Annotated in this window: 21 protein-coding genes and 2 tRNA genes; 6 read left to right on the top strand and 17 right to left on the bottom strand. The window is 39.5% G+C overall.

Translation table 11 applies throughout. The features are described 5' to 3' along the window. Positions 1-149 precede the first annotated feature (149 nt). The 4 genes from WJR50_RS04710 to WJR50_RS04695 form a co-directional block, all read right to left on the bottom strand. Positions 150-566: an Ohr family peroxiredoxin gene (locus tag WJR50_RS04710; protein WP_341292076.1), complete on the bottom strand. Its 417-nt coding sequence runs from the start codon at positions 564-566 to the stop codon at positions 150-152. A gap of 159 nt (positions 567-725) precedes the next feature. Continuing rightward, positions 726-1,880: an endo-1,4-beta-xylanase gene (locus WJR50_RS04705; RefSeq protein ID WP_341292075.1), complete on the bottom strand. Its 1,155-nt coding sequence runs from the start codon at positions 1,878-1,880 to the stop codon at positions 726-728. Positions 1,881-2,032: 152 nt separating this feature from the next. Beyond that, positions 2,033-2,116 (bottom strand) — tRNA-Leu (locus WJR50_RS04700). Between the two features lie 65 nt (positions 2,117-2,181). Beyond that, positions 2,182-2,946, bottom strand: a complete 765-nt coding sequence (locus tag WJR50_RS04695; protein WP_341292074.1) for an SAM hydrolase/SAM-dependent halogenase family protein — start codon at positions 2,944-2,946, stop codon at positions 2,182-2,184. A gap of 103 nt (positions 2,947-3,049) precedes the next feature. On the opposite strand from WJR50_RS04695, the gene WJR50_RS04690 reads away from it, so the two are divergent. Beyond that, entirely contained in the window at positions 3,050-4,006 is a 957-nt protein-coding gene (locus WJR50_RS04690) for a PhoH family protein (protein WP_341292073.1), read from the top strand. Between the two features lie 50 nt (positions 4,007-4,056). Further along, the gene (locus WJR50_RS04685; RefSeq protein ID WP_341292072.1) at positions 4,057-4,488 is read left to right on the top strand and encodes a GNAT family N-acetyltransferase; all 432 of its coding nucleotides are present in this window, start codon (positions 4,057-4,059) and stop codon (positions 4,486-4,488) included. A 50-nt stretch (positions 4,489-4,538) separates the two neighbouring features. On the opposite strand, the gene trxB is transcribed toward WJR50_RS04685, so the two are convergent. From trxB to WJR50_RS04655, 6 genes are all read right to left on the bottom strand, one after another. Next, the gene (trxB, locus tag WJR50_RS04680) at positions 4,539-5,513 is read right to left on the bottom strand and encodes a thioredoxin-disulfide reductase (RefSeq protein WP_341292071.1); all 975 of its coding nucleotides are present in this window, start codon (positions 5,511-5,513) and stop codon (positions 4,539-4,541) included. A gap of 145 nt (positions 5,514-5,658) precedes the next feature. Then, positions 5,659-6,522 (bottom strand): sigma-70 family RNA polymerase sigma factor, encoded by an 864-nt coding sequence (locus WJR50_RS04675; RefSeq protein WP_277478054.1) that lies wholly within the window; start codon positions 6,520-6,522, stop codon positions 5,659-5,661. A gap of 139 nt (positions 6,523-6,661) precedes the next feature. Then, positions 6,662-8,791: a polyribonucleotide nucleotidyltransferase gene (gene pnp, locus WJR50_RS04670; protein ID WP_341292070.1), complete on the bottom strand. Its 2,130-nt coding sequence runs from the start codon at positions 8,789-8,791 to the stop codon at positions 6,662-6,664. Between the two features lie 180 nt (positions 8,792-8,971). After that, entirely contained in the window at positions 8,972-9,247 is a 276-nt protein-coding gene (gene rpsO / locus WJR50_RS04665) for a 30S ribosomal protein S15 (protein ID WP_341292069.1), read from the bottom strand. A 165-nt stretch (positions 9,248-9,412) separates the two neighbouring features. After that, positions 9,413-11,104 (bottom strand): LptF/LptG family permease, encoded by a 1,692-nt coding sequence (locus WJR50_RS04660; protein ID WP_341292068.1) that lies wholly within the window; start codon positions 11,102-11,104, stop codon positions 9,413-9,415. An 85-nt stretch (positions 11,105-11,189) separates the two neighbouring features. Beyond that, positions 11,190-11,612: an START-like domain-containing protein gene (locus WJR50_RS04655; RefSeq protein ID WP_341292067.1), complete on the bottom strand. Its 423-nt coding sequence runs from the start codon at positions 11,610-11,612 to the stop codon at positions 11,190-11,192. A 252-nt stretch (positions 11,613-11,864) separates the two neighbouring features. On the opposite strand from WJR50_RS04655, the gene WJR50_RS04650 reads away from it, so the two are divergent. After that, positions 11,865-11,938 (top strand) — tRNA-Met (locus WJR50_RS04650). Between the two features lie 162 nt (positions 11,939-12,100). Continuing rightward, a complete protein-coding gene (locus tag WJR50_RS04645) occupies positions 12,101-13,312 on the top strand; it encodes a bifunctional alpha/beta hydrolase/OsmC family protein (protein WP_341292066.1) in 1,212 nt (403 codons plus the stop codon). 6 nt (positions 13,313-13,318) lie between these two features. Here the strand turns inward: WJR50_RS04645 and WJR50_RS04640 are convergent, their stop codons facing one another. Both WJR50_RS04640 and WJR50_RS04635 read right to left on the bottom strand, forming a co-directional pair. Further along, positions 13,319-14,533 carry a DEAD/DEAH box helicase gene (locus WJR50_RS04640; RefSeq protein WP_341292065.1) on the bottom strand — a complete coding sequence of 405 codons (1,215 nt, stop codon included), beginning with the start codon at positions 14,531-14,533 and terminating at the stop codon, positions 13,319-13,321. Between the two features lie 141 nt (positions 14,534-14,674). After that, entirely contained in the window at positions 14,675-15,121 is a 447-nt protein-coding gene (locus WJR50_RS04635) for a tellurite resistance TerB family protein (RefSeq protein ID WP_341292064.1), read from the bottom strand. 770 nt (positions 15,122-15,891) lie between these two features. On the opposite strand from WJR50_RS04635, the gene ffh reads away from it, so the two are divergent. Continuing rightward, positions 15,892-17,217: a signal recognition particle protein gene (ffh, locus tag WJR50_RS04630; protein ID WP_341292063.1), complete on the top strand. Its 1,326-nt coding sequence runs from the start codon at positions 15,892-15,894 to the stop codon at positions 17,215-17,217. 52 nt (positions 17,218-17,269) lie between these two features. Here the strand turns inward: ffh and WJR50_RS04625 are convergent, their stop codons facing one another. Both WJR50_RS04625 and WJR50_RS04620 read right to left on the bottom strand, forming a co-directional pair. After that, a complete protein-coding gene (locus tag WJR50_RS04625; protein ID WP_341292062.1) occupies positions 17,270-18,253 on the bottom strand; it encodes a pyruvate dehydrogenase complex E1 component subunit beta in 984 nt (327 codons plus the stop codon). 151 nt (positions 18,254-18,404) lie between these two features. Further along, positions 18,405-20,213, bottom strand: coding sequence for a tetratricopeptide repeat protein (locus WJR50_RS04620; protein WP_341292061.1), 1,809 nt, complete (start codon positions 20,211-20,213; stop codon positions 18,405-18,407). A gap of 137 nt (positions 20,214-20,350) precedes the next feature. On the opposite strand from WJR50_RS04620, the gene WJR50_RS04615 reads away from it, so the two are divergent. Then, the gene (locus WJR50_RS04615) at positions 20,351-20,566 is read left to right on the top strand and encodes a PspC domain-containing protein (RefSeq protein ID WP_341292060.1); all 216 of its coding nucleotides are present in this window, start codon (positions 20,351-20,353) and stop codon (positions 20,564-20,566) included. Here WJR50_RS04615 and WJR50_RS04610 read toward each other — a convergent pair. From WJR50_RS04610 to WJR50_RS04600, 3 genes are all read right to left on the bottom strand, one after another. Then, positions 20,563-21,582 carry a glycosyltransferase family 2 protein gene (locus tag WJR50_RS04610; protein ID WP_341292059.1) on the bottom strand — a complete coding sequence of 340 codons (1,020 nt, stop codon included), beginning with the start codon at positions 21,580-21,582 and terminating at the stop codon, positions 20,563-20,565. The genes WJR50_RS04615 and WJR50_RS04610 overlap by 4 nt on opposite strands. Continuing rightward, entirely contained in the window at positions 21,582-21,914 is a 333-nt protein-coding gene (locus tag WJR50_RS04605) for a YbaB/EbfC family nucleoid-associated protein (RefSeq protein WP_341292058.1), read from the bottom strand. The genes WJR50_RS04610 and WJR50_RS04605 overlap by 1 nt, the downstream gene beginning before the upstream one ends. Positions 21,915-21,993: 79 nt before the next feature. Further along, positions 21,994-23,670 carry a T9SS type B sorting domain-containing protein gene (locus tag WJR50_RS04600; protein ID WP_341292057.1) on the bottom strand — a complete coding sequence of 559 codons (1,677 nt, stop codon included), beginning with the start codon at positions 23,668-23,670 and terminating at the stop codon, positions 21,994-21,996. Positions 23,671-23,675: the final 5 nt, after the last annotated feature.

The following is a 23,675-nucleotide window of genomic DNA, read 5'->3' as shown; positions in this document are numbered from 1 at the left end:
TAAAAATAGGAAAGGCGATTCAGGCTGTCAAGAAAAGTATAGAGGTTAAGTCCGGTTAAGAAAACTTAGTGCTCTTAACTGAATTTAACCTCTTGATTACTATAACTGATATTAAGCAATATCTGCCAGATTTTGGAAGTCTGGCAAATCTACTGTAAAGAAACTTTTACGTCCATATTACCTTGGGTAGCTTTGGTAAGCGGGCAGTTTTTATAGGCGTCATCCAGTAGCTTTTGTGCTTTTTCCTGCCCCACTTCAGGGATAGTAACGTGCATATCCAGGGCAAAGCGAAGATCGCCTTTTTCTACCTGTACCGCTTTTACATTAGCTTTCACTTCGGTATCGCTAATTTCTACCTTATGCAATTTAGCAATATGGTAAAGTGTACCTTCCAGGCATGCGGCATAGCTCGCTGCAAAAAGCTGCTCGGGTGTACTGCCCTTTTGGTCGTCAGACTTAGTGCCGGTAGGCATGTAAACATCAATGTCCAGAGCATTATCTTCTGAAGAAACGTGTCCGTAAAGCCCTCCTTTAGAAGTGACTTTGCTTGAATAAATGGTATCCATAGTTTAAAAAGTTTTTCGTTTATTATGTATACTAATACAAAGTATATGGGGGCTTCTTTGTTTAAAGAAAGCAGCCTAAAATTTCACAAAGTGTTATGGAGAATGTTTTTCCTCAGTTGAAAAGAGAAGGATAAAAAGGTTCTATCAAAGTGTATTTTTTTAATTCTTGGCTTTCTCTCTACTACCAAAAGATTTTAGCGCTTCCTGAAAGCCATAGTAAGCAGGTTTGGGCTTACGATCGGTATCAAAGAGGGTAGGAAAATTTTCCGCATGCCAAGAATTGCTGTCTTCGGAACCCCACATCATGATGGCCCGACAGCGGGGCTGCGACAGACAGGCGGTTACCACATCAAAATACGCCTGACGCTGAAGTTCGTAAGAAGCAACTGAACTGTCAGGAATTTGAATATCCAACTCGGTAATATAGATGTCCACGCCCAGTTTTTCATAGCGTTTCATATTTTCTTTGAAATTGCTAATAGAAAAAGCGTCTCCCTTGGCGTTGAGCAATTCACCCTTTTCACTCACTTTCAAATGCAACTGAAACCCTACGCCATCTAGAGGCACTGAACGATTTTTTAAATCTTCTACCATTTCATAGCAGATTTCAGTATGCTTTTCTCCTAGTGCAGCATTCTGATTTTCGTTTATGATTTTGATTGCGTCGGGGTCATTAGCTTCAGCCCGTTCAAAGGCCATACGAATAAATTTGGGAATAAGGTCATCAGTATTAGACATGGGTTCCATGCCAATCTGCTTCAAACACATATTTGCTCCCCAGTGCCACCTACCGAAATGTCCGTTAATATTCAGAGACTCATTCACCACATCCCAAATATCTACTTTGCCTTTATAATGCTTAACCACCCTATCTATATGCTCTTCCAGTAACCTTTGCTGTGAATCAGCGCTGGTATCTTTTACCCACCATTCAGGCATATAAGTATTACGACCCAGAAGATGGGCTGCATGTATTTTATGTTCATTTTCAAGGGCATGTACTGCCTCAATGATCTGATCTGTACGTTCTAACCTATAAATACCTCTTACGGGTTGTAGGTTTTTAGGTGAAAAAGCAGCGCCTCCCGTATGAACATTATATTCCCTTTCTACTATCGCTTTACGCTCATTGTTCAAAGCATTATTGGTAGCAAAGTCGCCCCAGCCAGTCTGACAGCCGACCAGGATTTGATGCTGATCAGCAAGTTCTCTTAAATGCTGAGCATTTATATGTGGAATACAGCAAAAACAAGCTAATCCGCTCAGCCAAGCGGCCTTCCATGTACCTGAAAAAGAAGTTAAAAAATTTATCATAGATCTAGGTCAAACAGATAAAATTGTCTTTAGGTGTATTTTGATAACGTCTTCTTATGAATTGGGTAGTATGCTTTATCAAAAAAAATCAGGGAAGATCGGAAGGTCAAGATAAAAATAAAGCCTGTAAATCTAGGACTTACAGGCTTGTGTACCTGGAGCCGGAGTCGAACCGGCACGGGTGTTACCCCATTGGTGTTTGAGACCAACGCGTCTACCAATTCCGCCATCCAGGCCTAAAGGTCTGCAAAATTATGTATGTAAGTATAAATAACAAAGATTGCCGGATTTTTTTTATCTACTATCGGTCAAAACGAATTTGAACAGGACTATCAAAGTTTAGCCCTAGCAGATCAGAGGCATTGCCGTGGTTGATACTAATCTCCAAAAGTCCCTGATGATTAAAGAATAAAGCACACTCACCATAGTCCACATCAAAATAATTTTGATGTATGCGATTAAAGTGTTCTCTGCCCAGCATGATCTCATATTTAATATCCTTGCTAAGTACTTCAAAAGTATAGCGATCTATATTAGTGATCAGGTTACCGTAATTATCTACATGAATAATATTCCCTGAGATCATTTTTTTGTTGGCTTTCAGTTGTCGCGGAATCTTACGATTCATACTATTTACCAATTCCCCTATTTCATCAAGCTTTTTTCCGGAGGCCAGGGCTGCTGCGGCGGGTGCTAATATATCTTTAGCTGCAAAAGTTGAAGAAATATCTCGGGACAAACGTATGATTTGCTGGGGTTCTTGTTCGCTTAAGAGACTAATAATTCCGTTATCAGCTCCAACAAAAAAATGGTTATCCAATTGCACAGCTATATATTCATCTGCATAGGAAGAAGCTCCCACTGCAATCAAATGCACAGTATTTTGAGGAAAATCTCTGTATACTGAACGCAGAATGAATGAAGCATGAGCAAGATTAAAACTGTCGATCTGGTGGCTAATGTCAACGATCCGTAGAGAAGAGTCACTGGTGTAAAGCCTAGCCTTGACCGCAGCGATATAATAATCGGTCAGACCGAAATCTGACATAAATGTGATCAGCGGCATGGAAACGGTCTAAAAATTTCTCTAATTTTAGGTAGCAAAAGTAAACATTATTCAAGACATTAATCGTTAGATAGATAAATTATTCAATAAGACCTTTGAGCATTTGGTAGAAAAAGTTATTACACTAGAAAACATTTCACTTTTGGATTTTCTGGGAGTGGAAAATAGAAACATTAAAAAGATATCCAACGCTTTTCCTGAGAGTAAGATTGTGTCGCGAGGTAATGAGATTTTCATACAGGGAAGCACACCTGAAATCATCAAAATTAATGATATCCTAAACTCTCTGTTGGCTCATTACCACAAATATGGCAAGCTGACAGAAGAGAGTGTTCAATCACTTATCAATAGTGAAAATAAGCCGGACTTTATTGCCACCGATGAAGATATTCTTATCTACGGAACCCGTGGCTCAGTAATTAAGCCTAAAACTCCTAATCAAAAAACATTGGTGGAGTCTGCTTCTAAGAATGACCTGGTTTTTGCAATTGGTCCAGCCGGTACCGGAAAAACTTATATTTCTGTAGCTTTAGCGGTTAAGGCACTGAAAAACAAGCGGGTTAAGAAAATTATCATTACCCGTCCGGCAGTAGAAGCTGGCGAAAATCTCGGCTTTCTTCCAGGTGACCTTAAGGAAAAGATAGATCCTTATCTGCGACCTATATACGACGCGCTTTTTGATATGGTGCCCAGCGAGAAGCTCAAGTTTTATGAGGAAAATAAGGTTATTGAGATTGCCCCGCTGGCTTACATGCGTGGTCGTACCCTTCAGAACGCTTTTATTCTGCTGGACGAAGCGCAAAATACCACTCCTATGCAGATTAAAATGTTTTTGACACGTATGGGGCCTAATTCTAAAGTGATTGTAACCGGTGACCGTTCTCAGATTGACTTACCCAAGAATCACAAATCTGGTCTCATAGAGACCTTGGAAGTATTAAAAGGAGTGAAAGGTATAGGTTTTGTGGAGCTGGGTGGAGAGGATGTCGTGCGCCATAAGCTTGTAAAAGATATTATTGAAGCTTACGACCGAGCGGATAATCTTAAGATAAATGACTGATTTTTAGTATACTATTTTTATTTTTTCAACATAAATTAATCATTAATACATTGGTTAGCGTAAGAAAAGTAGTTAATGAGCCAGAACTTGAGCAGGTTTTTAAAATAAGAGAGGAAGTATTCATCAAAGAACAAGAAGTAGCTCCTGAAGAGGAGTTTGATGAGTTTGAAAACACTTCAACACATTTCCTCGCTTTTGATAAAGATGGTAATCCATGTGGAACAGCCCGATGGAGAGCCACTGATTGTGGAATTAAGCTGGAAAGGTTTGCTGTACTAAAACACTGCCGCAAGACAGGAGTTGGGCAAAGTATTATGCGCGCAGTACTGGATGATATACAAAATGACCCAAATGTCAGCCAGCAGAAAATTTATATGCATGCACAAACTTCTGCCATTAATTTTTATAAAAGATTTGACTTTGAAATTGTTGGAGATGAATTTGAAGAGTGTGGTATCAAACACTTTACGATGGAAAGGTAAAAAAAGGGCTTCAATTGAAGCCCTTAATTTTTATTAAATTTACTATTCTTTTATTCTTTCATAGAAATTGTTGGGATACCTTCTACTATTCCCAACTCTTTGGCTGCCAGAAAACGTTCGGCATCCAGCGCAGCCATACATCCTGTCCCCGCAGCAGTTACAGCCTGCCTATATACATGATCCTGGGCATCTCCTGAAGCAAATACTCCTTCTACATTTGTTCTGGCAGTACCGGGAATCGTCTTGATATAACCACTTTCCTCCATATCAATATAGTCCTTGAAGATAGCAGTATTGGGCTGATGCCCTATCGCTACAAAGAAACCCTGAACAGGAATTTCTCTTTTCTCGCCAGTCTGGTTATTTACAACCCTCATTGCTTCAACTTCTTCTTCCCCAAGTATCTCTTCGGTTTCGGTATTCCACAATATTTCAATATTATCTGCACTTTCAACGCGTTGTTGCATAATGGCTGAGGCCCTCATCTCATCTCTCCTTACCAGCATATATACTTTTTTGCAGAGCTTAGACAAATAGCTGGCTTCTTCTGCAGCAGTATCACCGCCACCCACTACAGCTACTTCCTGTCCGCGGAAAAAGAAACCATCGCAAACTGCACAGGCAGAAACTCCCCTGCCATTTAATCTTTCTTCAGAGTGTAAGCCCAACCATTTAGCAGAAGCACCGGTAGCAATAATTACTGCCTTGGCTTCAATTTCATGCTGCTCATCTATGATTACTTTATGAGGATATGAAGAAAAGTCTACTGAAGTAGCCAGCCCGTTACGGATATCTGTTCCAAAACGCTCAGCCTGCTTCTGAAAATCTATCATCATCTGAGGCCCCATAATCCCTTCAGGATATCCCGGGTAGTTTTCAACATCAGTAGTGATCGTCAACTGCCCCCCTGGTTGATCTCCATGATAAAGTACAGGATTAAGATTGGCACGAGATGCATAAATAGCTGCAGTATAACCGGCAGGACCCGATCCTAATATTAATAAGTTGACTTTTTCTTTCGTCATTTCTTCTGAATTATATTTTTATATATGAAAATATGGATATTCGTTTATTAATACGATTGGCTAATAAACAAAGTTATTGCTTTACCTTAAAACAAAAAAGGTCTCTTATGGGAGACCTTCTGTAATCTATAAAGATAAAATATTCTTAGCCCAAATAAGGCTTTAATGCTTTACTACGTGAAGTATGACGCAGACGGCGAATTGCTTTTTCTTTGATTTGTCTTACGCGCTCACGGGTAAGGTTAAATCTTTCTCCAATTTCTTCCAATGTCATCGCATGCTCGCCGTTAAGACCGAAGTAGAGGGTAATCACATCAGCCTCACGCTGGGTAAGGGTAGATAGCGCTCTCTGTACCTCTCTGCGAAGCGAATCATTCATCAAAGATGAGTCAGGAGTCTCTTCGGTGTCATTCTCCAATACATCAAGCAGACTGTTTTCTTCACCCTGTACGAAAGGGGCATCCATAGAAACATGTCTACCTGAAATTTTCATGGTATCTACTACCTCATTGGTAGTCACTTCCAAAACATCAGCAAGTTCGTCAGGAGAAGGCTCTCTTTCATACTTTTGCTCTAGTTCTGAGAAGGTTTTAGAAATCTTATTAAGTGATCCTACTCGGTTAAGGGGCAATCTCACAATTCTGGATTGTTCAGCCAAAGCTTGTAGAATAGATTGGCGAATCCACCATACCGCATAAGAGATGAACTTAAAACCACGCGTTTCATCAAATCTTTGTGCGGCTTTGATTAGGCCCAGATTACCTTCGTTGATAAGGTCACCTAAGGTCAAACCTTGATTTTGATACTGTTTAGCTACTGAAACAACAAACCTTAGGTTAGCTTTAGTAAGCTTTTCAAGAGCAAGTTGGTCGCCTGACCGTATTCTCTTTGCCAAATCTACTTCTTCATCTGGCGTAAGCAAATCAACTTTTCCAATCTCTTGCAGGTATTTGTCCAGCGACTGACTTTCCCTATTAGTAATCTGTTTACTAATCTTTAGTTGTCTCATTCACTTAGGGTTTGTTTGATTTTTGTGATGTACAAGCATGCAACAAGCATAGGTGATTTGTTAGTTCCTTTAGGACGTAGGATATCAAACTAATACGCTACTTTTTCTAAAAACTATTTGAAATGCTACAATTTCTATGCTATTGCTTTTTTTCAGGTTTTGGCAGAAGTACCTTTCTTGATAAACGATACTTTCCGGTCTTTTTATCTACATCTACCAGCTTAACTCTTACTTCCTCACCCACTTCCATTACCCCATCCATACTTTCCACGCGTTCCCACTTAATTTCTGATATATGTAGCAGACCATCTTTGCCTGGCATAAACTCAACAAATGCACCAAATGGCATGATGGATTTCACTGTACCATCATAAGTTTCACCTACTGTAGGCACTGCAACAATCGCTTTTACTCGGGAAAGTGCTTTGTTCATATCCTGCTCATCAGAAGCAAATATGTTTACATGCCCTTTATCACCTATTTCCTCAATCACGATAGTGGTGTTGGTTTCTTTCTGGATTTCCTGTACTACCTTACCACCAGGACCTATTAAGGCACCAATCATATCTCGCTCAATTTTAAGCGATACTGAGCGGGGAGCATTTGGTTTAAGGCTTTCATTGGGCGCAGAAATAGTTTTATTCATCTCATTTAAGATGTGTAGTCGTCCCTGATTAGCCTGCTGCAGTGCTTCTTCCAATACCTGAAATGAAAGTCCATCAATTTTGATGTCCATCTGGCATGCTGTTATACCTTTACTGGTTCCGGCTACTTTGAAGTCCATATCGCCCAAGTGGTCTTCATCACCTAAAATATCGGATAACACAGCATATTTCCCTGACTCACTATCGGTAATTAGCCCCATGGCGATACCTGATACTGAAGCGGATATAGGAATACCTGTATCCATAAGCGCCAGAGACCCTGCACATACCGTAGCCATTGATGAAGAACCGTTAGATTCTAAAATATCCGATACAACTCTAATGGTGTAAGGATTATCCTCATCTTTAGGCAAAACTTTTTTGAGTGCTCTGAAAGCAAGGTTTCCATGACCAATTTCACGTCGGCCAGGACCACGATTGGGCCTTACTTCACCTGTAGAAAAGGCAGGGAAATTATAATGTAGAATGAACTTATTGCTTCCGGAAACCATAGCACCATCAATCATCTGCTCATCCAGCTTAGTACCCAGAGTCACTGTGGTTAATGACTGAGTCTCTCCTCTGGTAAATATAGCAGAGCCATGGGCGGTAGGTAGATAGCCAACCTCTGAGAAAATAGGACGAACTTCATCCAATTTACGGCCATCAAGTCTTTTCTTTTCGTCTAGCACCAGATTGCGAGCAGCTTTTTTCTGAATCTCTCCAAAATACTTACTTACCAGACCTAAATCAATCTCATGCTCTTCAGGCAAGCTTTCAGTATAGCTGTCTTTGATTTCTTTAAAACGCTCCTTACGTACTTCTTTACTGGAAATACCCTCAGCATAGATAGCGTATACCTGGTCATAATATTTATCAAAGAGTTCCTTCTTTAATTCTTCGTCATGCACCTCATGCTCATACTCACGTTTGTTAGGATTGAGCTGATCGGAAAGCTCTTTTTGAGCCTGACATTGAATTTTGATAGCCTCATGTGCAGCTTTGATAGCTTCAAGCATTTCAGCTTCGCTTACTTCACTCATCTCACCCTCTACCATGATAATATTTTTGCTGGACCCAGCTACTATCATATCAAGCTCAGCCTCTTCGGTTTGCTTGGCATTGGGGTTAATGATATAAGCACCATTAGATTTCACTACCCTAACTTCTGAAATAGGCTCACCGAAAGGAATATCAGAAACAGCAATAGCTGAAGAAGCTGCTAACGCTGCCAACGCATCAGGCATCACTTCTTTGTCAGCTGAAATCAGGTTAATATTCACCTGAACTTCGGCATGAAAATCTTCAGGAAAAATAGGTCGTAGTGCTCTGTCTACCAGACGGCTCACCAGGATTTCATGTTCAGAGAGCCTTCCTTCCCGCTTGATAAATCCTCCAGGAATTCTACCAGCTGCAGCAAACTTTTCCTGATAGTCTACAGATAAAGGGAGAAAATCTACGCCTTCCCGAGCTTCACGGTTAGCCACCACAGTAGCGAGCAACATTGTATCGCCCATGCGTACTACTACGGCTCCGTCAGCCTGTCTTGCCAATTTACCTGTTTCTATGGTAATCGTTCTGCCATCAGCAAGTGTAATTTCTTTTGTAATTGCGTTAAGGTGCATATCTAAAATCTAAAATTTCTAAAAGTATTCCATCTAGTGAAGATGATAACTAAGGCCAGCTGAAATGGTTAAAAACCGATTGGTAAGCTATATAATAGAGTTATCAACAAAAGATAAGAAAAAAAAAAGGGAACGAATGGAATGCAGAAGGGGAATCGTTATAAGATTCCCCGGATATTATTATTTTCTCAGATTCAAATCAGCTAATGTAGCTCTGTAACGCTCAATATCGTTGGTCTGAAGATATTCCAGCAGTCTTCTTCTCTTACCTACCAGCTTCAATAAACCTAAACGAGATGAGTGATCTTTCTTATTATTTTTAAGATGCTCAGTCAAGTGATTGATTCTGTGCGTAAAAAGTGCTATTTGTGATTCAGGAGAGCCAGTGTCAGACTTAGACTTACCACTGCCATGTTTTTCAAATATTTCCTGCTTTTTTTCATTGGTTAAATACATGCTTATATAAAGTATGGTTCTTCAAAAATTTGCACAAAGGTAGATACTATAAAGGATTTTTTCAAAATAGCCTGCAATTTAATAGTATTTTTTTTTCTGCATAACAAACTACTTATTCTTTCTACAAGTTCATAGAAACAATACTTGTCACGATCTGGCTTAATTTTATTGTAGTGCCAACTTTCTGCGAAACACTCTAATCCTGCGATTCAGCTTGTCCAGCCACACTTTATAGAAGTCAGGTTCTAATATCCGGGTATCCAATCGTGCCTGAAGCATAAATAGAACGCCAAAAGGTAACAAGACGGTATTTGGAAACCAGACGGCAATTTCTGCATCCATCAGCAATTCATCAGCCCATTTTCTGCTCGTTTCTGTCAAAACATAGAAAGCAATAAAGAAGCAAATAGAAATCAGTACAGGAAAACCCAATCCTCCTTTTTTGATAATCGCTCCTAGTGGTGCTCCAATCAAAAACATGATGATACAGGATATAGCCTGAGCAACCTTCTTGCGGCTTTCATACAAATCTTTATTCACCTCTCTCTCAAGCTTTTGAATTTTGGAGGTATTGATCTGTAATGTATTGTTTATAGTTTTGCTTTGGTTGAGCGCTTTAGCGATCACAGAGCTATATTCAGTCTCCGAGATGGAAGTATCGGTACGCTGAATCAGACTTGAATCTACCTTAGTGGGGATATATTTTTCTTTTTTAAGTGGACGGCTACTACTTCCAAGCTGTTGCTGCTTTGCCTGTTCTTTTACCTGCCTAAGCATACGTAAACGGGCAGAATTAGAGACTTCGTTCATTTCCTGTTGATGACGCTCAATACTCACCCTCAGGCTATCATCCGCTATGGTATCGGTCTCGTATGTAAGCAGACTGGTATCGCTCTCAGCCATTGCCAGCGCTTTTTGACGAATATCTTCCGGCATCAGGGAGTCATAGCGCAAATGATATGTATAGAAAGTAGGAGAACTGGTAAAGGCTTGATATTCAATAGCCAGCTTCTCACCTGAGAGTGAATCAATGGCTGTTGCCAGTTCACCCATAGTTTTCATTCTCCTGTGCTGAGCAAAATATTCTTCTTTCGTTCTTTGCATATCAAAAGAAGCAAGGCTGAATACCATCGTGGTGGCATCAAAACTATTACGGGTAAAGCGCGTATCATTGCTAACACTCCCCCTTGTACCCGGCATATTTTCTTCTGAATAACGGTTTCCATTGTACAGTTCAAGTTTTAGAAAACGCTCATTATTCACGGTATACATACGACCAGAGTCAGCCAGGATCACGTTCTTATTACCCAGACCATTTCGGTGATCATAGATGATAATCTCTTTTAATGTTTCTCCATCAGGATATTTTTTATTCACCTTAATCTCGTATTGAGGAATACCTCCATAAAAAACACCTTCACGGATATCTAAAGCAGGTTTTTTCTGCTTAATGTCATACAATAAACTATAGGCTTTAAGGTTTGCCTTAGGTACTACATAGTTATTGGACAAAAAACCTAGAAAGGAGATCAAGAGCACGAAGAAGAACAGAGGCTTTACTGCACGGGTCAAAGAGATTCCTGCTCCTTTGATAGCAGTCAGTTCAAAGTGTTCTCCCATATTCCCGAATGTCATCAGGGATGACAACAATACTGCTAAGGGCAAAGCAACAGGAGTCATGTTGATGCTAAAGTACATGATGAGCTCGGCGAAAACATCCATTCCCAAGTCTTTGCCCACAAAGTCATCAAAGTATTTGAGCATGTACTGCGTCAAGAGAATAAAGACCACCACTACAAAAGTAAGCAGGAACGGTCCTACAAAGGACGATATAATAAATTTATCCAGTTTTTTCATTCTTCTCTCTTAACGCAAGAAGTGGCTCAAATATTCATTTTGAAAGAGATTTGACAAAGAAAAGATAAAAATCAGGAGAATTTTATTAACCACCTACTATTTCCTTAAGACTATCGGTGAGTTGTTGCCAAATTTCATGTAGTTCATCGGAATCATCAGAGGTGGCTGTATCAGTCACCCGCATAAATACTGTGCCTGTAAGTTCATTGGAGTCCAGGTCTATCTCAATGTAGGGAGAATCAGAATGTCCATTATTGCTATTAATACTGCTATCAGTTTCTTCTTCTCCATCCAGAAATTCAAACTTAATTGATCTGTTCAGACGTTGAGAGGCAATACGGGCTTTATGCTGTTCTTCATCCCAGAAAAAAATAAGCACTTTGTCATCATTGACAATGACATCATCAGCAAACCACTGCGCCAAACCTCCTGGGGTATTCAGATAGGGATAAAGCATTTTTTGAGATGCTTTAAACTCAAACTCGGCCGTAAAATGGTGATCTTCCATATAGAATACGGTTATAGGCTTACCTTATGCAAACCTGCCTTTGTGCAATGTATAATTATTTTATTAGACCAACAACCAAAATTTGTTCATTGAAAAAATTTTTATCCCTTAGAAACTTGTACTTAAAATGTAAGTTCGTAATTTTGCAACTCATTTCGCAAAAGGCGGGATACAATTAACAATTTTGTTAAGTGTTAAATGTCTTTTGGGTTTGAAATTACTCATGGTGAACGTTTCACGGTGACTTTTTATGGCGAGGTAGCTCAGATGGTTAGAGCGCAGGATTCATAACCCTGAGGTCACGGGTTCGATTCCCGTCTTCGCTACTCTTTACTAAAGACAGTCCAAACATGGGCTGTCTTTTTCTATTATCCCCCATTTATTTCAAGTTAAACACGTCTCTTCTACTTAACTTACTCCATTTTTGTCAGCACCAGGGTTTCTAACTTGACGCTAATCTGCTTACCTTTCGCTCAAAAGAAGTTCATATGTCAGCTATTAAAGTTAAGTTTGAAAATGCTCAGGGTCATGAACTGGCGGCACGTCTTGAAAAACCAGCCAATGGGCATCCCAAAGCGTTTGCGCTTTTTGCTCACTGTTTTACTTGTGGAAAAAACCTCAATGCCATTGCTAATATTAGCCGTGCGCTTACCCAGAAAGGGTTTGCAGTATTAAGGTTTGATTTTACTGGTTTAGGCGAAAGTGAAGGAGATTTTGCAAATACCAACTTTTCATCTAATATCCAGGACCTGATAGCCGCGGCAGAATTTCTGAAAGATAGCTTTGAAGCCCCCAAATTACTTATCGGCCATTCGCTGGGGGGGATTGCTGTACTGATTGCCAGCCTCAAGATCAAATCCGTAGAAGCACTTGTTACCATTGGTTCGCCTTCCTCTCCTGGTCATGTGACCCGGCTTTTTCATGAAGATACGGCTGTGATAGAAAGAGAGGGTAAAGCTGAAGTAGATATCGGGGGTCGGTCATTTACAATTAAAAAACAGTTTCTGGATGATTTAACTCAATTCCAAGAAAAACATGCGTTAGCAGACATCAGAACACCTCTGCTCATTATGCATTCGCCAGTAGACAAAATTGTATCTGTTGACAATGCAGCTGATATTTATCAGCAAACCTTCCATCCCAAATCCTTTATCTCCCTGGACCAGGCTGACCATTTACTTACCAATAAAGATGATTCTTTATACGCCGGAAACATAATTGCAAGCTGGGTAAGTCGCTACATCAAAACGCAGGACACAACTCCTCTTCGTACCGATAAGCAGGTAGTGACGCGGACCCAGGAAAGCTTCATTACTGAGATTATGACTGACGAACACTCCCTCATCGCAGATGAACCGATAGATGCCGGAGGAAGTGATTTAGGGCCATCACCTTATGAGTTATTATCAGCAAGTTTGGGAGCGTGTACCGGCATGACCCTTAGGATGTATGCAAACCATAAAAAATGGCCTCTCAAGGAAGTTAGAGTACACCTTCAACACCAGAAAATTCACTCTGCAGATTGTGAGGCTTGTGAAGATGAAGCACAAAAAATAGATCAGATTGAAAGAGTAATAGAATTAGAAGGAAAACTCAGCCAAAAACAAAAGGAAAGACTGATAGAAATCGCTAACAAATGCCCAGTGCATAAAACCCTACATACTCCAATTGAAGTAATTACCAAGCTTAGGGAAGATTAATTTTTATTATTCATTCTTTTTTCGCCTCTTATTTCCTTTCCGAAAGCTTTTACCTTTTCCTTTAACGGAAGAGCCAGGATTATAAGCAGGCCCTTCGCCAATATAATCCGGTAATTTTGCTTTGGTGATATCTTTCTCTATGAGCTTTTCAATCTGGCTGAAAGACCGCTGTTCTTTGGGGCCAACAAAAGTAAAGGCTGCTCCCTTTTTATCTGCGCGAGCTGTTCTTCCTACCCGATGCACATAATCTTCAGCATCGTTCGGTACGTCATAATTGATGACTAATTCTATTCCTTCCACATCAATCCCTCTGGATAAAATATCTGTAGCGACTAACACCTGAATCTGTTTGTTACGGAACTTGCGCATAATCTCCTCTCTTTCACTTTGTTCAAGATCAGAGTGTATGGCAGAAATCTGATAGTCAAGGTTATCCAATGCTTTACTGATCTCTTTTACTGTTACCTTACGGGCACAAAATACGATCAGAGAACCTACTTTTTTGGCTTTTAAAAGGTGCTCAAGTAATGGAAGTTTTTGATTGTCATATAGTATAAAAGCAGCTTGGAGTATTCCTGAGGCAGTTTTAGAGATAGCTATATTGATCTCTTCAGGATCTACCTGCACATTTTTAGCCAACTGCCTGATCTTGGGAGGCATAGTTGCTGAAAACATTAATGTTTGTTTTTTTTCAGGCAGATAACTGGCAATCCGCATGATATCTTCATAGAAGCCCATATCCAGCATACGATCAGCCTCATCCAAGATAAAATGTCGGAGGTGCTTAAGGTTTACGTAACCCAAGTTCAAGTGAGACATTAGCTTACCGGGCGTGGCAATAATTATGTCAGTACCTTTTTTTAGAGCAGACTTCTGCCTGTCAAAAGTCGCACCATCACTTCCACCATATATTGTAATTGAACTTACAGCAGTGAAATATGAAAAGCCTTCCAACTGTTGATCAATCTGCATAGCCAATTCCCGGGTAGGAACAATGATTAAAGAACTAATATTTTCAGAGGGCTGCTTAACCAGATCATTGAGGATGGGTAAAAGATATGCCGCCGTTTTTCCGGTTCCTGTTTGTGCACAGGCAATTACGTCTTTTCCTGATAATATGGGAGGAATGGCTTGTTGCTGAACAGGAGTTGGTTCTTCAAACCCCATCGCACTTATTCCTTCCTGAAGTTCAGCTTGAAATTTAAATTTTTTGAAAGTCAAATTTTCGGATTAATTAGATTTGGTCTACGACTTTAATTTTTGTTATTCAACAAATATATAAAAAAAAATACGGCTGTTTCGCTTTATATAAAGCGAAACAGCCGTATCCTAAAAATATCTTTTTTATTCCTCTTTTTTAATCTAATTGGTTTCTCTTTCCTGAGCTAATTTGAGTAGTTTACCTATTACTACTTCTGTAGGCGTTTCTCTTTCGGGATCTTCCTTAATTACCTGAATAAAATCATCTACAAATTCTTTTTTCAATCCCAAAGTAGATGCTAGTCTCTTACAAATTTCTAGTTCTTTATCATGTACTTCTCCATCTATCAGCATCATACAAACCAAGTGATGCAAATGATCAAAACGTTCCCGGTCATTGACAGGAGGTTCATATTCAAATGCCTGAGGATTGTCTTTGATCATCTTTATTTCTTCTTCCGAAATATTATACCGCTGAGCCATAGAAAGTAGATAATCTATTTCCAATCCGTCAAAAGACCCATCGGAGGCCGCAACTGCAAAGAGATTACTAAGGTGACCTTTAGCTCTTTTTTTCTTTTTGCCAGTCAGAAGTTCTAGGATACTCATTAGATAATATTTAGTTTAAATATGATTATTATTATAACAAATATAATAAAATATAATTTTATTAATAATGAATATCCATTAATTTATTTATTTGGGAGTTTTTTTATTTCCAAGAAAAAACAAATTTGAATAAAGTACTACAGTTTTCTCATTGGCATTACAGTCTTAAAAACCCGTATTTAAGTTGCTGAGAATTGTAAAACTGCTAGCACAACAAAAGAAGAGGATTTTATTAAACTTATCTTTTAGAAAAGAATAACTTTCTTACTCAGGATGGATAATACCAAATTAGAATTATTGTCTAGCCAAAACCCAGGCGTGCCATATGAAATGGGCAATTTCAGAAGACAAACCTTCTTTGTTTTGCTCACAAAGCTACTTTGAAATACCAAACATGGTATAAAACAACAGTACACTAGCCAGAGATCCTTTAACTTCTGGATTTGTATCCTTTCTTCATTTAACTTAAAAAGTGATGAGGTATTTTGAATTTTTAAGTAACTCTATTATAGCTACCACATCATCAATACAAGAGTTAAGCTGAAAGGTATTATTCTTAGCATTCATGAGTTTTGGCCTTTTATCGCGCCTTTTTTTTCACGAACTTTGAACGTTGAATTAATTAAGGAGCTTGTATAATGAGCACTATTTTGTGTGAGATATATGTATCTCGTTAAATTCAACACTTTCAGGTTTTTAGGTTAGGGATTTGTAATTATTATCCTTAAAAATCATACTCAAGATTGCACAAACTATAAAAGAGAAAGTATATGTTTGATAGTTTAAGTACGCGTTTAGATAGAGCATTCAAAACCCTCAAAGGACAGGGTGCCATCACTGAAGTAAACGTAGCAACGACGGTTAAAGAAATACGCAGAGCACTCATTGATGCTGACGTTAATTTTAAAGTAGCTAAAGAAGTCACAGACTCCATTAAAGAAAAGGCCATTGGCCGGAAAGTATTAATCTCAGTTTCTCCAGGACAGCTGCTTACCAAAATCGTAGAAGAGGAGCTAACTGATCTGATGGGTGGCACACAGAGCAATATTGAAGTGAGTGGTGATCCTGCCATCATACTAATTTCAGGCTTACAAGGTTCTGGTAAAACTACTTTCTCCGGTAAGCTCGCAAATCATTTAAAAAAGCAAAACCGCGAAGTTTTACTAACCGCTTGTGACGTATACCGACCTGCTGCTATTGATCAGTTAAAGGTTTTAGGTGAACAGGTGGGAGTGGATGTTTATGCAGATAAGGAAACTAAAGATCCATTAAAAATTGCCCAGGATGCTATCGCTTATGCCAAACAAAATCGCAAAAAAATAGTGATTGTGGATACCGCTGGGCGTTTGGCAATAGATGAAGCGATGATGGATGAAATTTCTTCGCTCAAACAAACGCTTAAGCCCTCTGAGACACTTTTTGTGGTTGATTCCATGACTGGTCAGGATGCAGTAAATACAGCCAAGGCTTTTGATGAACGTATTGATTTTGATGGCGTAGTCTTAACCAAACTTGATGGTGATACCAGGGGTGGTGCAGCTCTGTCTATCAGAAAGGTAGTAGAGAAGCCTATTAAGTTTGTGAGCAACGGTGAAAAAATGGATGCTATTGACATTTTTTATCCCGACCGTATGGCTCGCCGAATTTTGGACATGGGTGACGTTACCACTTTGGTGGAGAAAGCTCAACAGGCCTTTGATGAAGAAGAAGCAGAACGCCTGAATAAGAAAATTCGCAAAAACCAATTTGATTTCGACGATTTTTTATCTCAGCTTCAGCAAATTAAAAAGATGGGTAACATCAAGGATTTGTTAGGCTTGTTACCGGGAATGAATAAAGCACTTAAAAACATTGATATTGATGATGATTCGTTTAAGCCCATTGAGGCAATAATCCGATCTATGACACCTGAAGAAAGAGGTGCACCCAATGTAATCAATGGTAGCCGTAAAAAAAGAATAGCCAGTGGAAGCGGAACCTCCGTACAAGAGGTAAATAATTTACTGAAGCAGTTTGAAGAAATGCGAAAAATGATGAAGAAAATGAACAAGATGGGCAATAACAAAGGTTTAGCCAATATCAATCCTTTTTCATAGGCATAAAAAAGAGCAGTTTTAAGCTGCTCTTTTTTTATAATAAGTTTAATTTCTATGAAATATACATTACATCTTTACATGCCTGTATAGTCTTTTTGGCATTAGGCAAGATTTCTTCTATCAGGGTTGGTGCATAAGGAAGAGGCACGTCCCAGTTATTAATTCTTCGGATTGGGGCATCCAGATAATCAAAAGCATGGCGTTGTATATGATAAGTAATTTCCGACGAAATTGCACCCAAGGGCCAGGCTTCTTCCACTATTACCAGACGATTAGTTTTCTTTACTGAATCAACCACGGTTTGATAATCTATCGGACGTATCGTCATCAGATCTATAACTTCAGCATTGACATTATCTTTAGCCAGTTCATCTGCTGACTCAAAAGCTACTTTCATCATTTTTCCGAAAGATACGATGGTTACATCACTTCCTTCACGGACTACTTCAGCCTTACCTAGAGGAAGTAAAAACTCATTATCTTCTGGTACTTCTCCCTTATCACCATACATCAACTCTGATTCCATAAAGATCACAGGATCATTGTCGCGTATAGAGGTTTTAAGTAGCCCCTTGGCCTGTTTAGGGTTGCTTGGAACAACTACTTTTAACCCAGGAGTATTGGCATACCAATTATCAAAATTTTGAGAGTGTTGAGAACTTAGCTGTCCTGCATTACCGGTTGGTCCACGGAATACAATAGGTACCGGTAACTGCCCACCGGACATAGACATCATTTTTGCAGCGCCATTGATAATCTGATCAATTGCCACCAGTGAAAAATTGAATGTCATAAATTCAATAATAGGTCTTAGGCCATTCATTGCAGCCCCTATACCAATGCCAGTAAAGCCTAACTCAGCGATAGGAGTATCAATCACGCGTTCTGGCCCAAACTCATCCAGCATTCCCTGGCTAGCTTTATAAGCACCATTATATTCGGCTACTTCTTCTCCCATCAGGAATACATTTTTATCCCTGCGCATTTCTTCTGACATGGCCTCCTGTATGGCCTCTCTGAATTGTATTTCTCTCATGCTTTATCCTTAGTTGTATAAAGAGTTTAAAATTAGTATTTCAGCCCCTAATTAACAAAATAACATGAAGCTTGATGACATCAATATTAAGAAAAAAGCCTTCCTACGATAGGAAGGCTTAATAAATTCATCACCAAATCTTAAACTTGAACTATTGAAGTGCGTTTCTGAATTGATCAGATTCGTTGTAATTTGCAAACTCAAGATCTGTAACAGCTCTTTCTCTCAGTTCAGAAGTAGCGCTCACAGCATTACCTAATGCTTCATACACAGCGCTTTCATTCTGAAGTCTAGCATTGGCCACGGCAATACCATAGCTGGCTAATCCGAAATCACTGTCTTCACTAAGTGCTTCTTCAAAGCTGGTAATTGCATTTTCGTAGTTTTCAGAAAGTATCTGAGCTAAACCAAGATTGAAGAGGTTTACAGCACTTTCAGATGCATTTGAAAGAGAAGAGACAGCCTGATCATACTCTGCAAGCATAATCTCTACAGCACCTTTGATACCATTGATAGAAGCACTTGCTCCCTGCATAGTAGGCTGCATTCCGCTGGCACTAGAGATTTCATCCATGGCTTTCTCTTTGTTGCCCTGCAGAGCGTAGATGATAGCCAGGTTAGCATGAGACTCAGCATTATCATTCATACGAGCAGCGGTCTCAAGTTGAGTCTGAGCCTGACCAAGATAATCTTCCATTTCAGATTCACTAGCTTCCATAGCCTGCTGCAAGTATACTGCACCAAGATTATTATGAGCTACCCAGCTATTATGTAGTTCAATGGCTTTCTCGTAAATAGCTGCTTTCTCGTCCAATGAAGGTGTTAAAGTAGCACCATAAAGCAATTCTTGCTCAGAAAGAGTATCAGATTGCACTGCATCTTCTGAAACCTGCTTAGAAAGTACAGAAATCTGAGATTCAGTTTTCTTTTCTTTTACAGTTAAAACCTCTGTCTTAGCAGCTCTCAAATCAGGATAAAGCTCTCTGAAGACTTCGTTGTAAGTAGGCAATTGGTGCATTTGATCTTCTTTTTCCTCAAAAGTACCAGAGCCATCAATGATGTCGTAATAAGCCTGCTTTTCTGACTGGTCCAAACCATCATATTCTTGTAGAGCTTCTCTCAATCCACTCCAGTCTTCTACTACTGGCTTAAGGATGAAGTTAATTTCATCAGCAGCATCAGAATAATCATAACGATCCATCTGAGTTCTGTAATATTCTTCAATACGAGCAGCACGATCTTGAGATAAGTTTTCGTTTACTCTTTCAGGTCCTTCAGGTGAGTGAGTACCTGTGATAGTCACTGAACGGGTCACGTTCTTTTCAGCAATAAAGTTTCTGAATCTTTCGCCGCGGTCACTGCGCACTTCAGAAGGTCTCAGGTAAGAGCTACCTTGAGCAAAATAGAAGTTAACGTAAGTAGGCTCTAATTCTTCTGCAGTGTTGTATCCATGATCTGCATACAATACGCCGTCTAATCCTGAAGGTACCTGTACAAGCTGTGAAGTAGTAATTAAACCTTCAGCTACCTGTAACATAGGAGTTGAAGCAGTCTTGCCTGAATTAGGGTCAGAAGCTACACCTTGTACCATTAGGTATCCATCATCCATTGCTTCATCATCGTAAGCAAAAGAAAAAGACTCTGATTTTCTAGGCTGTTGCTCCGCTCCATTAGGAAAATCCTCAGCACGGAATTCAATACTTCCAACTTCTACGCTGTCAGTGCCATACTTGTAGAAAGTATTAACAGTATATACTTTCTCTTTTTTCAGCATTTTGACTGGTAGTACAGCTGACATCTCAAAATCAACCTGATCTCCGTGAACTTCCAAAGGAGAAGGTTCCACAGTCAGTTCCTGATCTTCAGCCATCTTAACCATCTTCTTAAGGGAGTTACACCCCGAAAAAGCGACCAAGCCAAGAAGTATAAAAGTAAACAGTAAATTTTTCACTTGATTCATAATTTAAAAGTTTGGTTAGTTGGTGATGCGAAATTATTAGGTTATTACCAATATTACAATTTTGGCGAAAAAATAGTTATTTTTGATAAGATTTGAACAAAATGATTACATTTTTGTTTTGTTTTTACTCTATGAATATGAGAAAGTTACAGCATTTCTTTGAAGAACAAGCATTTGGCGTATGTACCCGCCTGGGTGAAATACTGAGTATTTCAACTTCCAGTATCAGATTATTTTTTATTTACGCCTCATTTCTCACCTTCGGCTCCCCTCTACTTATTTATATGGGTTTAGCCTTTATTATGAACTTAAGAAGGCACCTAAGAAGACAATACAATCAGATCTGGAACTAAAAATTGAATTGGCTAAAGACTTTTTTCTGCTTCAGATACCGCTCAAAAACCAGCACTTTAGGGTAAATGATTTCTCTTATTTTCACAGAATGTAATTTCCTAACTTCTATGCGCCTTTTATTCCAGCGCTCCAAGTTAACAAGAAAATGTACATTTGCCAGCATAACTGCCTGAGCATCTTTTATTTTTCCTTCTGAAAGAAATTTCAAAGCAGCTAATGTATCTATCATCATTTTGCCAGGAATTTTCCACCAAAGACTTGCTGATGAAGAATTTTTGTACAGCATTCCTGTACTGTTTCTGAAATTGAGGTATGTTTTTTTGGGATTAGTTGCTGGCATGGTCCCTCCTCCCACGTGATATATTGTACTACCAGGGTGATAAAAAATCTTATAACCGGAAGCGTTGATTCTCCAACACAAATCAATCTCCTCCATATGAGCATGAAAAATATCATCAAACCCACCTAATTGATTATAAACCTCTGTTCTGGCAAAAAAGCAGGCTCCGCTTGCCCAAAAAACCTGCTTGATGTCATCATACTGTCCCTGATCTTTTTCCAGAGTATCCAGTATGCGTCCCCGGCAAAACGGATAAGCAATGAGATCAATAAATCCGCCGGCAGCTCCGGCATGTTCAAAGGTATCTTTTTGATGATAGGCCTTGATCTTGGGTTGACAGGCTGCTATGTTATCATCTGTTTCCATAAACTCAATGAGAGGATTGATCCAGTTTTCAGTTACCTCTACATCTGAATTCAGGAGTATACTGTATTTATTATCAATTTGCTGAAGTGCTAAGTCATAGCCTTTGGCAAAACCGTAGTTTTCCTTGAAAGCGATAATCTCTACTTCTTCAGGAAAATGCTCTTTTAGGTAGACAAGCGAATCATCAGTAGAACCATTATCTGCTACGATCACCCGGTGCCCCTTACTATATTTGACGACTGAGGGTAAAAACTGCTTCAGAAAATGAAGTCCATTATAATTTAAAATGATTACTGCTGCCTGCTCCATTAGGCCATATTCCCAAAATCAAATCCTGGTATATTAGGCATAAAACCCTGGGTTGATTTTTTCATTTCTTCTTTGGCTTTTGCATCTACCTCTGTCAGCGCTTTGTTGATAGCTGCAACCACCAGGTCCTGAATAATTTCTTTGTCTTCGGGCTTTATGATATCGTTATCAATTTCAATATCTATTACTTCCTTTTTACCGTTTACGGTAGCTTTTACCATACCCGCTCCTGCTTCTGCTGTAGCAGTAATGTCCTCCAGTTTTTCCTGTGCTTCTTTCATCTTCTCCTGCACTTCTTTCACCTTCTCCATCATTTTATTCATGTCAAACATAGCTTTCTCAATTATATGTAAAATAAGACTTCGTAAATATAGAATTTATTCAACGTAATTTACAGCATGCTTGTTTATCTCAAGGTGCTGCATTAAGCAGTGTAAACTTTCCTGATCTACTGAAGGAATTTCCTAACTGATCTACTACTTGTAAAACGTAGAGATATGTACCCTGAGGAGCCAAACCTCCCTGATAGATTCCATCCCATCCTGTACCTAACTCAGTAGTTGAAAATAACAGTTCGCCCCAGCGATTGAATATCTGAAACTGTACAGACTCCAGAAGCTCTGCTTTGTACACAAAAGTATCGTTGAGACCATCTCCATTGGGAGTAAAAGCATTAGGAAGGAATACTCTGGCCTGTTGGGGTAGGATAATACATGCTTCTTCACTTAACTCAGACTCATTACCACACGCATTGATGTATGATATCTGATAACAATATTCTACATCCACAGTAAGCTCCTGTGTCTCAATGTACGAAAGACTGGTAGTACCCTGCTGTAGTGAATCATATAACTGCCTGTTGCTCCCATCCTCTGAACGGTAGATGTAATACTGCTCCGCTTCATTTACTGCGGGCCATTGTAATAGTGCACCTGTTCCCTGCAACTCTGCTTCCAGGTTGCCAGGCGCTAAAGGTATTGTAGTAGAAATAGCGGTAACACTTTCTTCCAGAGAAATACTACGCGCTCCGTCGCGCTCTGCCACAATGCTATACACATAATCTACCTGGCAGGAGACATCAGAATCGGTATAGGATGTAGCACTAAGCTCAGCAAGCTGATCACCATCCCGGTTTAGCTGAAAGGAAGTAAATCCTTCACTTTGCCACTCCAGCTGATTCTGAAGATCCTCTGCCGTAGCCTGTAGTGCAATGCTGCAGACAGTGTCTGAAAATTGATTAAGGCTTTCGTCACAGCGGTTCACCGCCACTATGCGAAAGCAATAATAATTATCACGGGTATTGATATTAGAGTCACTCCAGGTGTAGTCACTGCTGTTTCCTGATAAGTCTATGGAAGCAAAATTAAAATCGCTACTACCATTTTCATCTACTTCCAGCCGATAAGAAACATTTGGGTCGGCCAGTTCAAAGGTCATCTGAATTTCCTGCTCACTTTCTACGCTGACTTGCGACAAAGTAGCAATTTCCAGGTTTTCAACGGTGCTTATTGTGGTATCAGCCAGGCCACAATTAGGTGCTCCATCCTCAAAAAGTCCTTCCGCAGCAATTGTATACTCTCCCTCATCAAAATATTGATAGGTTAAAAATTCCTGATCAGTCGCAACCGTTTGAATTCCACCATCCCCAAAATCAAAAAATAGCTGATCGTAATAATCCTCTTCGCTAAAGTCTATGTAAACTGTGTTATTGATGCAATTATAAACTGTATACTGCGGCTCTCTGGGCTCCATCACTTCAATGATAATTGTATCAATAGGATCATTAATATTTCCTATCACCTGCAATAGCCTGTAAGTACCGGGCTCAGTATATTCAAAACTTGCACTTTGCGGAGAAGCATCCGGATCAACTGTGATGTTACCTTCGTCTCCATCCCAATCAAAATTCCAAACGATGGGTACATCCGGTATATCCGCGAAAAGGTTGATCGCAGTAACTGTTAGCGGAGCACAACCTTTGGTGATATTTACTTCAAAGCGCTCCTTAGGGCTTTGCACCTGCCCATGAGCGGTAAATGCCAGGCTACAGCAGCATAAGAGTAAGCTTAAGAGTATACGAATTCGCAATGCAG

Origin of the sequence: Catalinimonas locisalis, from assembly GCF_038039535.1 — a bacterium.
In the GTDB taxonomy this organism is placed as follows: Bacteria; Bacteroidota; Bacteroidia; order Cytophagales; family Cyclobacteriaceae; genus Catalinimonas.
Note: the sequence above shows the minus strand (reverse complement) of the source record. Positions and strands in the feature narration are given on the sequence as shown.